General features: G+C 65.3%; 17 protein-coding genes (1 of these 17 cut by a window edge). 14 read left to right on the forward strand and 3 right to left on the reverse strand.

Translation table 11 applies throughout. The annotated features are described in order from the left end of the window. Positions 1-92: 92 nt before the first annotated feature. Both JQ586_RS18135 and JQ586_RS18140 read left to right on the forward strand, forming a co-directional pair. A complete protein-coding gene (locus JQ586_RS18135; RefSeq protein WP_212395968.1) occupies positions 93-875 on the forward strand; it encodes an SDR family oxidoreductase in 783 nt (260 codons plus the stop codon). Then, positions 872-1,861 carry an NADPH:quinone reductase gene (locus tag JQ586_RS18140; protein ID WP_212395969.1) on the forward strand — a complete coding sequence of 330 codons (990 nt, stop codon included), beginning with the start codon at positions 872-874 and terminating at the stop codon, positions 1,859-1,861. Before JQ586_RS18135 ends, JQ586_RS18140 begins: the two co-directional genes overlap by 4 nt. A gap of 17 nt (positions 1,862-1,878) precedes the next feature. On the opposite strand, the gene JQ586_RS18145 is transcribed toward JQ586_RS18140, so the two are convergent. Further along, a complete protein-coding gene (locus JQ586_RS18145; protein WP_212395970.1) occupies positions 1,879-2,292 on the reverse strand; it encodes a DUF3775 domain-containing protein in 414 nt (137 codons plus the stop codon). A 119-nt stretch (positions 2,293-2,411) separates the two neighbouring features. On the opposite strand from JQ586_RS18145, the gene JQ586_RS18150 reads away from it, so the two are divergent. The 5 genes from JQ586_RS18150 to JQ586_RS18170 all read left to right on the forward strand — a co-directional run bounded on the left by JQ586_RS18150 (position 2,412) and on the right by JQ586_RS18170 (position 6,609). Beyond that, entirely contained in the window at positions 2,412-3,260 is an 849-nt protein-coding gene (locus JQ586_RS18150) for an MBL fold metallo-hydrolase (protein ID WP_212395971.1), read from the forward strand. Positions 3,261-3,414: 154 nt separating this feature from the next. After that, a complete protein-coding gene (locus tag JQ586_RS18155; protein ID WP_212395972.1) occupies positions 3,415-4,257 on the forward strand; it encodes a fumarylacetoacetate hydrolase family protein in 843 nt (280 codons plus the stop codon). Between the two features lie 122 nt (positions 4,258-4,379). Beyond that, complete coding sequence (locus JQ586_RS18160; RefSeq protein WP_212395973.1) at positions 4,380-4,991, forward strand: glutathione S-transferase family protein; 612 nt, start codon at positions 4,380-4,382, stop codon at positions 4,989-4,991. Between the two features lie 230 nt (positions 4,992-5,221). Beyond that, positions 5,222-6,091 carry an MBL fold metallo-hydrolase gene (locus JQ586_RS18165; RefSeq protein ID WP_212395974.1) on the forward strand — a complete coding sequence of 290 codons (870 nt, stop codon included), beginning with the start codon at positions 5,222-5,224 and terminating at the stop codon, positions 6,089-6,091. Positions 6,092-6,204: 113 nt separating this feature from the next. Next, entirely contained in the window at positions 6,205-6,609 is a 405-nt protein-coding gene (locus JQ586_RS18170; RefSeq protein ID WP_212395975.1) for a hypothetical protein, read from the forward strand. A gap of 11 nt (positions 6,610-6,620) precedes the next feature. On the opposite strand, the gene JQ586_RS18175 is transcribed toward JQ586_RS18170, so the two are convergent. Next, positions 6,621-7,163 carry a methylated-DNA--[protein]-cysteine S-methyltransferase gene (locus JQ586_RS18175; RefSeq protein ID WP_212395976.1) on the reverse strand — a complete coding sequence of 181 codons (543 nt, stop codon included), beginning with the start codon at positions 7,161-7,163 and terminating at the stop codon, positions 6,621-6,623. Between the two features lie 141 nt (positions 7,164-7,304). On the opposite strand from JQ586_RS18175, the gene JQ586_RS18180 reads away from it, so the two are divergent. After that, positions 7,305-8,114, forward strand: coding sequence for an alpha/beta fold hydrolase (locus tag JQ586_RS18180; RefSeq protein ID WP_212395977.1), 810 nt, complete (start codon positions 7,305-7,307; stop codon positions 8,112-8,114). Between the two features lie 102 nt (positions 8,115-8,216). On the opposite strand, the gene JQ586_RS18185 is transcribed toward JQ586_RS18180, so the two are convergent. Beyond that, complete coding sequence (locus tag JQ586_RS18185) at positions 8,217-8,672, reverse strand: carboxymuconolactone decarboxylase family protein (RefSeq protein ID WP_212396061.1); 456 nt, start codon at positions 8,670-8,672, stop codon at positions 8,217-8,219. A gap of 110 nt (positions 8,673-8,782) precedes the next feature. Between JQ586_RS18185 and JQ586_RS18190 the strand changes: the two genes are divergently transcribed. From JQ586_RS18190 to JQ586_RS18215, 6 genes are all read left to right on the forward strand, one after another. Next, on the forward strand, positions 8,783-9,649 hold the full coding sequence (locus JQ586_RS18190) for a sigma-70 family RNA polymerase sigma factor (RefSeq protein WP_212395978.1): 867 nt from the start codon (positions 8,783-8,785) through the stop codon (positions 9,647-9,649). 58 nt (positions 9,650-9,707) lie between these two features. Then, positions 9,708-10,964: a M20/M25/M40 family metallo-hydrolase gene (locus tag JQ586_RS18195; protein WP_212395979.1), complete on the forward strand. Its 1,257-nt coding sequence runs from the start codon at positions 9,708-9,710 to the stop codon at positions 10,962-10,964. A gap of 147 nt (positions 10,965-11,111) precedes the next feature. Continuing rightward, complete coding sequence (locus JQ586_RS18200; RefSeq protein ID WP_212395980.1) at positions 11,112-12,368, forward strand: M20/M25/M40 family metallo-hydrolase; 1,257 nt, start codon at positions 11,112-11,114, stop codon at positions 12,366-12,368. Positions 12,369-12,663: 295 nt separating this feature from the next. Then, positions 12,664-13,338 (forward strand): GntR family transcriptional regulator, encoded by a 675-nt coding sequence (locus JQ586_RS18205; protein WP_212395981.1) that lies wholly within the window; start codon positions 12,664-12,666, stop codon positions 13,336-13,338. Between the two features lie 112 nt (positions 13,339-13,450). Further along, positions 13,451-14,251, forward strand: a complete 801-nt coding sequence (locus JQ586_RS18210; RefSeq protein WP_212395982.1) for a phytanoyl-CoA dioxygenase family protein — start codon at positions 13,451-13,453, stop codon at positions 14,249-14,251. A 130-nt stretch (positions 14,252-14,381) separates the two neighbouring features. After that, a protein-coding gene (locus JQ586_RS18215) for an NAD(P)H-dependent oxidoreductase (RefSeq protein ID WP_212395983.1) crosses the window boundary here: on the forward strand, positions 14,382-15,294 show its 5' portion. The gene runs 395 nt beyond the window's last position; the window shows 913 of its 1,308 coding nt (coding positions 1-913); the start codon lies at positions 14,382-14,384; the stop codon falls past the right edge of the window.

The following is a 15,294-nucleotide window of genomic DNA, read 5'->3' on the forward strand; positions in this document are numbered from 1 at the left end:
CATTGCACGTCCCCTATCGGCGACGTGGAGCTTGGCTAGAATGACGCTATCAAACCTCACTGGACTTTACCGACAATACAGGGAGCGAAACAGTGGATCTCGGAATCAAGGGCCGCCGTGCCATCGTCTGCGCATCGAGCAAGGGACTGGGCCGCGCCTGCGCGATCGCGCTCGCCAATGAAGGCGTCCATGTCACGCTGACGGCGCGCGGCGCCGAGGCGCTGAAGCAGACCGCGGAGGAGATCCGGAAAGCCCACCCGACCGTCACCGTCACCGAGATCGTCGGCGACATCACGACGCCGGCGGGCCGCGAGGCGGTGCTGAAGGCCTGCCCAAATCCGGACATCCTGGTCAACAATGCCGGCGGCCCGCCGCCCGGCGATTTCCGCAACTGGACCCGCGACGACTGGATCAAGGCGATCGACGCCAACATGCTGACCCCGATCGAGCTGATCAAGGCAACCGTCGACGGCATGATGGCGCGTAAATTCGGCCGCATCGTCAACATCACTTCGGCAGCCGTGAAGGCGCCGATCGAGATCCTTGGCCTCTCCAACGGCGCGCGCGCCGGCCTCACCGGTTTCGTCGCCGGCCTGTCGCGCAAGACCGTGGTCAACAACGTCACCATCAACGGCTTGTTGCCCGGACCGTTCACAACCGATCGCCTGCGCGGCACGGCCAAGGCGGAGGCCGAGAAGCGCGGCATCACCCCGGACGAGTTGCTGGCCGAGCGCGCCAAGCTGAACCCCGCAGGCCGCTTCGGCCACCCCGACGAGTTCGGCTACGCCTGCGCGTTCCTGTGCGGCGACAAGGCCGGCTTCATCACCGGGCAGAACATCCTGCTCGACGGCGGCGCATTTCCAGGCACGTTGTGAGGGCGGTCTGGTACGAGCGGACCGGCGCAGCGCCGACGGTGCTCACCGTCGGCGAGATGCCGACGCCGGACGCGGGTCCCGGCGAGGTCCGCATCCGCCTCGAAGCATCAGGCGTCAATCCGGCTGATGTCGGCCGCCGCAGCGGCAACTATCGCGCGATGGAGTTTCCACGCGTCGTCCCGAACAGCGACGGCGCCGGAATCGTCGACCAGATCGGCGATGGCGTGACGCGCTTTGCGGTCGGCGACCGTGTCTGGCTGTTCAACGGCCAGCGCAATGGCCGCGCCTTCGGTACCGCGGCTGAATATATCGCGCTCGCCGACCACCTGGTGACGCCGCTGCCCGATGACTCGTCGTTTGCGGCAGGAGCTACGCTCGGCATCCCCTGCATGACCGCATGGTGCGCGCTGTTCGCGGACGGTCCGATCGCAGGACAGACGGTGCTCGTTACCGGTGGTGCCGGCGCGGTCGGCCATTATGCGGTGCAGCTCGCCAAATGGGGCGGTGCGCGCGTCATCGCGACGGTGAGCTCCGAGGCGAAGGACATCGAGGCGCGGCTCGCCGGTGCCGACTTCGTCGTCAACTACCGCACCGAGGACGTGGTGGGGAAGGTGATGGCCTTCACCGGGAATCGCGGTGTCGACCGGGTGGTCGACGTCGATTTCGGAGGCAACCTCGCGACCACGCTGAAGCTCATGGCGCGGAACTCGACGATTGCGGTCTACGCCACCAACGGCAACCGCACGCCCACGGTGCCGATGCGCGAACTGATGGAGAAATGCATCACGCTGCGCTCGCTGGTCCTGTTCGCGCTGCCGCCGCCGCTGCTCGCCGCGGCGCAGGAGGACATCACCAAATGGCTCGCATCGGGCACCCGCGTGCACAATATCGCAGGGCGGTTCGCGCTGGCCGACACCGCAGCGGCCCATCTCGCCGTCGAGAAGGGCGACAAGATCGGCACCGTGATCGTGGATTGCGCGCGTTAGCGCGCACGTCCCGAGGCCTAATGGATCGGCGTGATGCGCTCGCCGCTCGGCTGCACACCGAATTCGTCCAACCCTTCGGCGAGGAGATCGCCGAGCATCGGTTCGCCCAGCAGGTAGCTGGCCGTACGGCCGGTGCGCCCGCGCGCGGCTTCGCGCCGGAGCTCGGCCCACTCCTCGATCGTGGCGTCGCCGCGGCCGAGCCGCATCAGGGCGACGAGATCGACCTGCTCGTCCTCGCTCAGCGCGTCGATGAAGCCGGTGATCTCGTGCACCACAGGGTCGCGGCCCGTGTCCTCCAGCACGTCGATCATCTCGTCGTCAGTGCCGTTCGAGCCGGAGTCCGGATCGACAGCGGCGTCCTTGACGTCGAATTCCCGCGCCTTCTCGATCAAAAAGCCGACCTTTTCAGGGGAGATGGTGAGTTCCGGCATTCGCGCACTCCTTCTTCCGACGAGGCGCTAACGCAGATCGTGCGCAGTTGATCCATTGCACCGCCGTGGAGAAACCCGCATGGTGCCGACTGGAAAACAAGAAACGGAGGACGCGCTGGATGCAGTGGACCGTGGGCAGGGTCAAGATCACCAAGGTCGTCGAGCTCGAGACCGTCGGCGGCACCCGATTCATCCTGCCGCGCGCGGGCCGCGAGGAGATCCAGAGCCTGCCCTGGCTGATCCCGCATTTTGCCAACGAGGAGGGCCGGCTGATCATGTCGATCCATTCGCTGCTGGTGGAGACGCCCGAGCATCGCATCATCGTCGACACCGGGCTCGGCAATCACAAGCAGGGCCGCAACGTGCCGACCTGGAACAACCGCAACGAGCCGTTCCTGGAGCAACTGACCGCGGCAGGTTTTGCGCCCGACAGCATCGACACCGTGCTGTGCACGCATCTGCATGTCGACCATGTCGGCTGGAACACCAGGCTCGTCGGCGGGCAATGGGTGCCGACCTTCGCTAACGCGCGCTACGTGTTCGGCAGGACCGAGTATGAGTATTGGCGCGACAACAGCGATGAGCCTGCACATGCGGCGGTGTTCGCCGACTCAGTCAAGCCGATCGCGGACGCCGGCATGGCCGAGCTGGTGCCGAGCGATATCAGCCTGACCGGGGAGATCACGCTGATCCCTACCCCCGGCCACAGCCCGGGCCATATGAGCATCCACATCGTCTCCGACGGACAGGAAGCCCTGCTGACCGGCGACGCCGCCCACCATCCGTGCCAGATGTACCACCTCGACTGGTCGGCGACGGTCGATTCCGACCCGAAGCAGTCGGCCGCGACCCGGCGCGACCTGTTCTCGCGCTTCGCCGACACGCCGACACTGGTGATCGGCGGGCATTTCGGTGCCGGCCACATCAGACGCGACGGGGATGCCTTCAAATTCATCGCGCTGGCGTGAGCGGGCCGAGACGGTCCTGAAACAAGGCTTCCTTGAAAGGCTTGGCAGCAATGCAGCTGGCTTTGGGCCATTGAATTTCCCGCCGCGCTGTTCCATGAAACGTGCCGAGGTATACCAGTAACAATCCTCGAAAACCCCGCAGGGAGTGATCAACATGAAGCTTGTTCGTTATGGCGAAAAGGGTGCGGAAAAGCCCGGCCTGATCGATAAATCCGGCCAGCTCCGCGACCTCTCGGCCCATGTGAAGGACCTCACCGGCGAGGCCTATTCTCCTGAAACCCTGAAGAAACTCGCCGCGCTTGATCCCGCCTCCCTGCCCGCCATCTCCGGCAAGCCGCGCTTCGGCGCGCCGGTCACCGGCATCACCAAGTTCGTCGCGATCGGCTTGAACTACAGCGACCATGCCAAGGAGACGGGGTCACCGATCCCGACCGAGCCGATCTTCTTCATCAAGGCCAACACCTCGCTGTCGGGCCCGAACGACGCGGTCGAGAAACCGCGCGGCTCGACCAAGCTCGACTGGGAAGTCGAGATCGCTGCGATCATCGGCACCCGCGCCAAGTATGTGTCGGAGGCCGACGCACTCAACCACGTCGCCGGCTATTGCGTCTGCAACGACGTCTCCGAGCGCAACTTCCAGCAGGAGCGCGGCGGCCAGTGGACCAAGGGCAAGTCGCACGACACCTTCGGCCCGCTCGGCCCGTGGCTGGTGACCAGGGACGAGATCGCCGACGTGCAGAAGCTCGGCATGTGGCTCGACGTCAACGGCCAGCGCCGCCAGACCGGCAACACCTCGACCATGATCTTCCCGATGGCGAAGTGCATTTCCTATGTCTCGCAGTTCATGACGCTCCTGCCCGGCGACATCGTCACCACGGGCACCCCGCCCGGCGTCGGCCTCGGGATGAAGCCGCCGACCTTCCTCAATGTCGGCGACGTCGTCACGCTCGGCATCGACGGCCTCGGTGAGCAGCGCCAGGAAATCATCGCGGCGTAAGGCGACGCGCCGTGCACCGGTGCCAACCACGTCATTGCAGGCGAAGCGAATCTCACCAGCCGTGCTGGTTGAATGGATCGCTTCGTTCCTCGCAATGACGCTCTCATCCCGAGGAGCTGTCCATGAAACTCACCTTCTCTCCCGCCTCCCCGTTCGCCCGCAAGGTGCGCATCGCGGCGATCGAGCTTGGCTTGATCGACAAGATCGAGTTCGTGCCGGCCACCGTCGCGCCCGGCCAGGCCAATGACGAATATTCCAGGATCACGCCGCTGAAGAAGCTGCCGGTGCTGATCCTCGACCATGGCGATGTCATTCTCGATTCCTACGTCATCGTCGAATATCTCAACGAGCTCGGCGGCGGCCGGTTGATCCCGGGCTATGGCCCGCGGCGCTGGCAGGTGAAGACCGATCACTCCCTGATCAACGGCATGCTCGATTCGATGCTGCTGTGCCGCTACGAGAAGATGGTGCGGCCGCAGGGCTCGCAGTGGCAGGCCTGGCAGGACGATCACTGGAACCGGGCGTGGACCGGCATGGCGCGGTTCGAGAACCGGCCCGAGGTGCTGAACGGACCGTTCGACATCGCGCAGATCGGACTGGTTTGCGTGCTCGGCTATGCCGACTTCCGCTTTTCGGATTGCGGCTGGCGCAAGGCCTACCCGAAGCTCGACGCCTTCCATCAGAAGATGCTGGAGCGGCCGTCGGTGAAGGTTTCGGTGCCGCCGGCGGCGTAGCGGCTACTCAGGGGAAGATGAGCGATCCGCGTGCACACGACTCGCTGCACGCGGTTCCAAGGCCTTCAGTCGGCACGACGTCATCGCTCCCGATCTTGTGATGACGATGACGGCAGCCCGGTACGGCGAGTTCCGGGAGACCTGAAGGGAAGGCTTGCGGCAATGGATATCCGCGCCGACATCATTATTCCCGCCGCGCGCGACGCGCACAGATCTTTCGAGGAATCACCATGAGCCTGAAATTCACTGCCGGCGACCTCACCATCCACCGCATCATCGAGCAGGAGACGACGTTTCTGCCGGCGCATGAGATGCTGCCCGGCCTGACGCCGGAGGTGCTCGCCGGGAACCGTGCGTGGATGAAGGCCGCTCGCGCGCTCGACGATAGCGATACGCTGATCCTCGCATTCCAGTCCTATGTCGTGAAGACGCCGCATCACACCATCCTGATCGACAGCTGCATCGGCAATCACAAGCCGCGACCGCTGCGCCCGGCCTGGAACATGAAGACCGATGACACCTATCTCCGCGGACTTTCGTCCGCCGGCGTTGCGGTCGACGACATCGACTACGTGATGTGTACGCATCTGCATGTCGACCATGTCGGTTGGAACACGCGGCTGGAGAACGGCCGCTGGGTGCCGACCTTCCCGAAGGCGCGCTACGTGTTCGACAGGACCGAATTCGACTACTGGACAGAGACCAACGCGAAGACGGAAGTCCCGCCATTCGTCGACAGCGTGCTGCCGGTGGTCGAGGCCAACAAGGCCGAGATCGTGCGGAACGATTTCGTCATCGGCGATCACGTGCGCATCCTGCCGACCCCCGGCCACACGCCGGGTCATGTCGCGTTCAGCTTCGGCCGCGGCAAGGATGACGCGGTGTTTTCGGGCGACCTGATGCACTCGCCGATCCAGACGCATTTTCCGGAGCTGTCGGCGAAGTTCGACGTCGACCAGGCGGTGGCGGCGAAAACACGCCGCAGCTTCCTGGAGCGCTATTGCGACACCGACACGCTGTGCTGCACCGCCCATTTCCCCTCGCCCTCGGCCGGCAAGATCCGGCGCAAGGGCAACGGGTTTGTGTGTGAGATGGCGTGACGGAGATCGAGCCCGAACATCCGAGGTGATACGGGCGCCGGTCTTAACCAACTGTTAATGCTAGTCGTGGCGATCATACCGGGGGTATGGACATCGAGGGAAAGGCTTCCTCAATGCTCAGAGACGGCAGCTACGCAGCCTGGTTTAAGACCCCGCTCGGGGAAGGCACCGGCATTGCCCATGTCGCGGATGGGAAGATCTGGGGCCGCGACAGCATCATGAGTTACAGCGGCTCCTGCGAGACGAACGGCGATCATTTCACCGCGATCGTGACGCTCAAGCGGCATTCGGCAGGACATGCAACGGTCTTCGGCGCCGATGACCTGACGCTCCGGCTCGAAGGAACGTGCCCCGACAAGATAGCGACCTATACCGGAACCGCCGACCAGGTGCCGGGGGTGGTTCTCCAGGGAACGCTGATCCTCAGTCAGCAGCAGCCGGGCACGCCGGAGGCGGGCGGGCCGATTCCGCCCCTCGACCCCGGACGGCTTCCGAAATTGCCGAAGCGCTCCCGCTGAGGAAGCCCACCTCAATCGAACAGGCTCGGCGTGTGATTCACGATCGCGCCTTCGATCTGCAGCATCTTCAGCTTGGTGACCACGCCGCCATTGGCGGAGAAGCCGCCGGGCTTGTTTCCGGCCGCCAGCACGCGGTGGCAGGGCACGACGATCGGGCACGGATTGCGGCCAAGCGCCTGGCCGACATCGCGCGACAGCTCGACGCCGCCGAGTTGCTTGGCGATCTCGCCATAGGTCGTGGTCTTGCCCGGCGGGATCTTGCGCGCGATGTCGTAGACGCCGCGGTTGAAGTCCGGCACGCCGTCGAGATCGAGCACGATGTCCGCGAGGTCGTTCGGCCTGCCGGCCAACAGCTCGATCATGCCGTCGATCGCGTGCTGCACCTCGGCCGGCGGGGCCGCCTCGGTCACCTCGCCGTTGCGCTGGAAGATCCGCTTGCGGGTCTTCTCCTCGGTGCCCATCGGCAATTGCACGCCGGTGACCCCGTGTTCGCCCCAGACGACGCCGCAGGCGCCGATCGTGGTTTCGAAGATTGCAAAATGCTGGCCGGTCATGGCTCGCTCCAGATGGTCTTTGGCTCACGTTTCCGAGCCTGATGCTGAGGCTGAATCTAGGCTTGGAGAATGTTGCTATCCACCCGAATCCTGTGGGAACTTCGGTCAAATGAACACAATCCGTCAGAGCGCGAGCCCCCTATGCAAAGCCTCCACGTCAACGGTTTCGACATGCCCTATCTTGACATCGGCCAGGGCCCGCCGCTGGTCTGCGTGCACGGCTCGGTGTGCGATTTCAGGATCTGGTCGCCCGTGCTGGGGCCGCTGACGCGCAAGCATCGCGTGATCGCCGTCAGCCTGCGGCATTTCTTCCCTGCGCAGTGGGATGGCATCGGTGACACCTATTCGATCAACCAGCATGTCGACGACGTCATCGCCTTCATCGAGACATTCGACACCAGGCCGGTCGACCTGATGGGGCACTCCCGCGGCGGCCACATCTCGTTCCGCGTCGCGCAGCGCCGGCCCGACCTGTTGCGCAAGCTGATCCTGGCCGAGCCCGGCGGCGAGCTCGACGGCACGCTCGATCCGGACTATCAGCCCGGCCCCTCGCCACTCGCCGAGCGGATCGCCGCATGTGCCGCCTTGATTGCAAAAGGGGATATCGACGGCGGCATGCAGATCTTCATCGACGCGCTCGAGGGCCCCGGCGCCTGGAAGCGCCTGCCGGCCGCGCCCAAGCAGCTCCTGCTCGACAATGCCGTGACGCTGATCGGCCAGACCCGCGACAAGCGCCCGCCCTTCTCAAAGGCGGATGCGGAAGCGATCAGGACACCGACGCTCTTCATCGGTGGCGCGAACACCAGGGGCGTGCTGCCGAAGGTGCTGCACGCGCTCGCCGCCCATGTGAATGGCGCGCGGGTCGAGATGATCCCGGGCACCACGCATCCGATGTTCGAGCAGGCGCCGCGGCGCTATTGCGAGATCGTGCTGGATTTCCTGGCGCGCTGATCTTTGGCGGGCTCCCTTACCTCGCCCCGCCCGCGGGGAGAGCTCGCAGAGACAGCCCCTCATCCCAGCCCTCTCCCCGCAAGAGCGGGGAGAGGGAGGAGCTCACACCTTCCACACACCGACCGGCTGGCGCACGGCGACGTTGAGCCGGTTCCAGACATTGATCGTCGAGATCGCAAGCACCAATCCGGCGAGCTGCTGCTCGTCGAAGTGCTTGTCGGCCTCGTTCCACACCGCATCCGGGACCGGATCCGCGCGATCGCTGAGCCGGGTCAGCGCTTCGGTCAATGCCAGCGCGGCGCGCTCGGGCTCGGTGAAGTAGGGGGTATCGCGCCAGGCGCCGACCGCGAACAGGCGCTCATCTGTCTCGCCGGCGCGCTTGGCGAGCTTCGGGTGCATATCGACACAGACGCTGCAGCCATTGATCTGGCTGGCGCGCAGATGGACCAGTTCGAGCAGCTTTTCGGGCAGCGCCTTCTTGGTGCTCTCGCTGAGCGCCTGGAGCGCCTTCATGGCTTCGGGAACAACCATCACGGGGTGGTTCATACGGGCTTGCATCATGTCACTCTCCATTGGTTTCTTTTGACGCGGCCGCGCCGATCTGCTGTGACATCGGCCAGGTTTCGTTCGTCATGGTCATGACGGAGCGGACAAAGGGAATGTGACCGATGGACGAGGAAAAATTTCTGGCCGAGCGATTCGAGGCCAACCGGGCCCGTTTGCGGGCCGTCGCCTACCGCATGCTGGGCTCGACCGCCGAAGTTGATGACGCCGTGCAGGAAACCTGGCTGCGGCTGAGCCGCAGCGATGCCGCCGCCGTCGACAATCTCGGCGGCTGGCTGACCACGGTGGTCGCGCGGATCTGCCTCGACATGCTGCGCTCGCGGAAATCGCGCCGCGAGGAGCCGATCGGCCCGCACGTGCCCGAACCGGTCGCGGACAATCACGCTGAGCATGAATCCGAGATGGCGGATTCCGTCGGTGCCGCGCTGCTCGTGGTGTTGGAAACCCTGGCGCCTGCCGAGCGACTAGCCTTCGTGCTGCACGACATGTTCGCGGTGCCATTCGAGGAAATCGCACCGATCGTCGGACGCACGCCGGCCGCGGCGCGGCAGCTCGCGAGCCGGGCGAGGCGCCGCGTGCAGGGCGCGCCGCCGGCGCCCGATGCGGATGTCAGCCGGCAGCGCGCGATTGTCGAGGCTTTCCTTGCCGCATCCCGCAACAGCGATTTCGAAGGGCTGCTCGCGGTGCTGGATCCGGACGTGGTGGTACGTGCCGACCATGCCGCGCAGCGGCTCGGCTCGCTGCCGGAAATCCGTGGCGCTGCGGCGGTCGCCCAATCCTTCAGGGGTCGCGCACAGGCGGCGAAGCCGGCGCTGGTCGACGGCGCAATCGCCGCGGCCGTCATCCTCGGCGGTCAGCTGCGTGTCGTGCTGCGAATCACGATCGCTGGCGACAGGATCGCGGCCATCGATGCGGTCGCCGACAGCGAGCAGCTCGAAACATTCGACGTCGAGGTCTTCGATCAGGGCTGACGCAACCGGAGGCGTCCAGATCGTGATAGAGTCCTCCCGCGCAAGGGAGGACACAACAATGAATCCAGCGATCAAATTGCTCGCGTCGGTCGGCCTGTTCTCGTTCACCCTCACCTCGTCCTCCGCCCTTGCCGCAGCCGACGAAAAATTGCGCGCGGCCGCCGAGCAGGCGCAGCCGGCCGTGATCGAGAGCCTGCACGACATGGTTATGATCGAGTCGGGTTCGAGCGACGTCGAAGGCCTGAAGAAAATGGCCGACTTCACCGAGACCCGGCTGAAGGCGCTCGGCGCCAGGACCGAGCGGCGCAAGACCACGCGCGGCGCCGGCGCCGACATGGTGATCGGCACCTTCGAGGGCACCGGCACAAGGAAGCTGATGCTGATTGCGCATATGGACACCGTGTACGAGCACGGCATCCTGGCCTCGCAACCCTATCGCGTGGACGGCGTCAGGATCTACGGGCCAGGCATCGCCGACGACAAGGGCGGCATCGCGGTGATCCTGCACTCGCTGAAGATCCTGAACGATGCCAGCTGGCACGACTACGCAAAGCTCACGGTGTCGTTCAATCCGGACGAGGAGGTCGGCTCGATCGGATCGGGCGAGACCATCGCCGAACTCGCCGACCAGCACGACGTGGTGCTGTCCTGCGAGCCGACGGTCGCGCCACCGGTGTCAAAGAACGAGGGCTTGTTGCTCGGTGCCAGCGGCACCGCGACGGGAACGCTGGAGGTGACAGGCAAGGCCTCGCATGCCGGCGCCGCTCCGCAACTCGGCCGCAACGCGCTGATCGAGCTCGCGCATCAATTGCTGCAGACCCAGGACGTCGCGAAATCGATCCCGGGCACGCAGCTGAACTGGACCGTCGCCAAGGCCGGCACCGTACGCAACCAGATTCCCGATCATGCCTCCGCCGGCGCCGATATCCGTCTCACGATTCCCGATGGCGTCGAGAAGCTGCAGGCCGCGCTCGACGAGAAGATCAAGAACAAGCTGATCCCCGACACCGAGGTGACGGTGAAGGTCGCAGCGGGTCGCCCGCCCTTCGTAGCCAATGATCGCGGCCGCGCGATCGCCAGGCAGGGACAGGCGATCTACGCCGAGCTCGGACGTGAACTCGTCATCGCCGAGATGACCGGCGGCGCGACCGACGCAGGTTACGCGGGCCGCAGCGGCAAGGCGGCCGTGGTCGAAAGCTTTGGCCTCGCCGGCTGGGGCTATCACGCGCGCGACGAATATATCGACACCGACTCGATCGTGCCGCGGCTCTATCTGATGACGCGGATGCTGGTCGAACTAGGCAAGAGCAAGTAAGGCTTCGTTCCGCTCGTTGCGCTGCGTGCCCGGCCTTGTGCCGGGCATTTTCTCTTGATGGCGCGTCTTGGTGGCGGCACAGCCGCGATGCTAAGGGTCGTGACAGTCACGCAGGTGCCGGCACTCAAGCCGGGAAAGGACAATTCGATGAAAACCCGCCTCGTTCCCCTCCTCGGTTTGCTGCTGCTCGGCGTCAACTGCGGCAGCGCGACCGCGCTCGCCGCAGCCGACGAGAAACTCAAGGCCGCAGCCGAGCAGGAGAAGGCGCCGCTGATCGAAACGCTGCATGACATGGTGATGATCGAAAGTGGGAGTGGCGATGTCGAGGGCCTGAAGAAGATGGCCGATTTCACCGAAGCGCGCCTCAGGGCGCTCGGCGCCGGGACCGAGCGGCGCAAGACCACCGCAGGCGCGGGCGCCGACATGGTGATCGGCACCTTCGAGGGCACCGGCACACGAAAGCTGATGCTGATCGCGCATATGGACACGGTCTACCAGCACGGCATCCTTGCCACCGAGCCCTATCATGTCGACGGCACGCGCATCTACGGGCCGGGCATCGCCGACGACAAGGGCGGCATCGCGGTGGTCCTGCATGCCCTGAAGATCCTGAAGGATGCAGGCTGGCGCGATTACGCCAGGCTCACCGTCTCCTTCAATCCGGACGAGGAGGTCGGCTCGATCGGATCCGGCGAGATCATCTCTGCTCTTGCCGACCAGCACGACGTGGTGCTGTCCTGCGAGCCGACGACGGCCTCGCCGCCGGGGCACGGCGAGTCGCTGCGCCTCGGGGCGAGCGGCACCGCGACCGCCACGATGACGGTGACGGGACGCGCGTCGCATGCCGGCGGCGCACCCGATCGCGGCCGCAACGCGCTGATCGAGCTCTCGCATCAATTGCTGCAGACCCGGGATGTCGCCAAATCGATACCCGGCACCCAGCTGAACTGGACCACGTCGCAGGCCGGCACGGTGCGCAACCAGATTCCGGAAAAGGCAGTCGCGGGCGGCGATATCCGCCTCACCGTTCCCGACGGCATCGGGAAGCTGCAGGCAGCGCTCGACGAGAAGATCAAGGACAAGCTCGTGCCTGATACCGAGACGGTCGTGAAGATCGTGGCCGGCCGGCCGGCATTTCGATCCGGCGAACGCGGCCGCGCACTGGCCGAGCAGGGACGCGCGATCTATGCCGAGATCGATCGCAAGCTCGAGATCGTCGAGATGACCGGCGGCGCAACCGACGCGGGCTATGCCAACCGCGACGGCAAGGCCGTCGTGGTCGAAAGCTTCGGCCTCGCCGGCTTCGGCGCCCACGCCCGCGACGAATACATCGACACCAACTCGATCGTGCCCCGGCTGTATCTGATGACGCGGATGCTCGTCGAGCAGGCGAAGGCGAAGTAGCGGTCCGCAGTTTGCTGCGTCGTTCGACGATGGTCCGCCGGCTGTTGATGCGGCGGGAAACTTCTCACTGCCAGCGCCCGGGGCAACCCCCCTCCCCAGCCCCTTTCCCGCTAGGGGGAGGGAGCTCGACCGATGTGCCCACGTCGGACCGCGAGCGGCCTCGCATGGCAACAAAAATACCCCTGTATTCAATTACTTACGTCGGCAGAAAACTGAACGCTTGACCGTCCGCTGGCCCGGCAGTAGCTTCCTTCTGAATACGGAATTCCGTATTCTAATTTTGGATGGCACCGGCATGATCCCGTTGGACCCGCTTCCGAACCTGATCGACCAGGTCTATGCGCGGATACTGGAGGCGATCATCGATCGCACGCTGCTGCCGGGCCAGCGCATCACCCAGAACGAAATCGCTGAGAAACTTGGCGTCTCGCGCCAGCCGGTGTCGCACGCGCTGCATCTGCTGCACCGGCAGGGCCTCGTTGCCGAAAGCGGCAAGCGCGGCTTCGAAGTGACGCAGCTCGATGCAAAGCGCATCCGCCAGCTCTATGAAGTCCGCGGCGCGATCGATGCGCTGGCGGCGCGGCTTGCCGCCGGACGCTCGAAAGAGGATTCAGACGGACGTGCACAGCTCGAGGCGGCGCTCGAGGCCGGGCACGCAATCACCGGCACGACGCCGCTGGCACGCCTGATCGCCCTCGATGTCGACTTCCACAGCGCGATCTATCGCCTTGCCGGCAATTCCGCGATCGAGGAGATGATCGCGCCGCAATGGCCGCACATGCGCCGCTCGATGGCGACCGTGCTCGCCGAGCTCGATTACCGCGACAGCGCCTGGACCGAGCACGAGACCATCGCTGCGCAGATTATCTCCGGCAAGGCGGCAGCCGCTGAGGCCGCGGCGCTCGCGCATGCACAGACCGCGGGACGGATGACCGAAGAGAAACTGAAAGCGATCGACGTGGCGGCGTGATCTCACGCCGTCGTTCCCGGATGGTCCAAGGGATCAGACCCGGAACCTCGAGACGCATCTGTGGTTCGCCGCATCGCCCCGGGATGACAACGATAGACAGGAGGAAAGCACCATGAAACTGACGCCAGAGCAGATCGAGTTTTTCCATCGCGACGGCTGGCTGTTCCTGCCCGAGCTGTTCAGCCAGGAGGAGGTCGACTTCCTCGCCCGCGAAGCGGTCTCGATCTATGACGCCAACCGGCCGGAGGTGTGGCGCGAGAAAAGCGGCGCGCCGCGCACCGCCTTTGCCGCACATCTCTACAACGAGGCCTTCCGCACCCTCGGCGCGCATCCGCGCATGATCGACCCGATCGAGCAGCTGTTCGGCGAGCAGGTCTACATGCATCAGTTCAAGATCAACGCGAAGGCGGCCTTCACCGGCGACGTCTGGCAGTGGCACCAGGATTACGGCACCTGGAAGCGCGACGATGGCATGCCCGAGCCGCGCGCGATGAACATCGCGATCTTCCTCGACGAGGTGATGCCGATCAACGGGCCCTTGATGCTGGTGCCGAAGAGCCAGACTGCCGGCGACCTCAAGGCCTCGCACGATCTGGAAACCACCTCCTATCCGCTGTGGACGCTGGACGAAGACACCGTCACGCGGCTGGTGCAGAAAGGCGGCATCGTCGCCCCGACCGGCAAGCCCGGCGGGATGCTGATGTTCCACGGCAACCTCGTGCACGGCTCGAGCGGCAACATCACGCCCTACCCGCGCAAGATCGTCTATCTGACGCTGAACGCCGTCTCCAACTACATCCGCACGCCGACGCGGCCGGACTACATCGCGCATCGCGACTTCACGCCGATCAAGACCGTCGATGACGACGCGCTGCTGCGGCTCGCCCGAGCGCCAAGGCAGGCGGCGGAGTAGTTTCGCAAGCCGTCATTCCGGGGCCCGCGAAGCGAGACCCCGGAATCTCGAGATTCCAGATGCGCAATTGCGCATCAGGGTTCGATGCTTCGCATCGCCCCGGAATGGCTCTTTGTTCTGGATACGCATCATGAACCTCCATCACCTCCTTAAAGCCCGGGCCGCGGCCGGCAAGCCGGTTCGCGTCGCATTGATCGGCGCCGGCAAGTTCGGCTCGATGTTCCTGTCGCAGGTGCCGCATACGCCGGGGCTCGAGGTGCCTGTGATCGTCGATCTCGACCGCGATCGCGCGCGAGAAGCCTGCCGCACGGTCGGCTGGGACGAAGAGCGGATCAGGGCGACGGCCTTCACCGACGACGGCGCGCGGGCAATCGGCGGCGGCGCAATGGACGTGGTGGTGGAGGCGACCGGCAATCCCGCAGTCGGCATCCGCCACGCCCGTGCTGCGATCGCGGCCGGCAAGCATGTGGTGATGGTCAATGTCGAGGCCGATGTGCTGGCGGGACCGCTGCTTGCCGAGGAAGCGAGAAAAGCCGGCGTGGTCTATTCGCTCGCCTATGGCGACCAGCCGGCGCTGACCGCGGAGATGGTGGACTGGGCCCGCGCGACCGGCTTTCGCGTGGTCGCCGCCGGCAAGGGCACCAAGTATCTACCCGCCTATCACGACGTGACGCCGGAAGGCGTGTGGCAGCACTACGGGCTGACCGCGGGCGAAGCGCAATCCGCCGGCATGAATCCGCAGATGTTCAACTCCTTCCTCGACGGGACCAAATCCGCGATCGAGATGGCGGCGATCGCCAATGCCTGCACGCTCGACGTGCCGTCGGAAGGCTTGCTGTTTCCGCCCTGCGGCGTCGACGACCTGCCGCATGTGATGCGGCCACGCGAGAAGGGCGGCGTGCTGGAGAGATCCGGCATCGTCGAAGTGGTGTCGTCGCTGGAGCGCGACGGCCGTCCGGTGTTCCGCGATCTGCGCTGGGGTGTCTATGTGGTGCTGGAAGCGCCGAACGACTACGCCGCCGATTGCTTCAAGCAATATGGAC

The organism is Bradyrhizobium jicamae, from assembly GCF_018130215.1.
Classification (GTDB): domain Bacteria; phylum Pseudomonadota; class Alphaproteobacteria; order Rhizobiales; family Xanthobacteraceae; genus Bradyrhizobium; species Bradyrhizobium jicamae_A.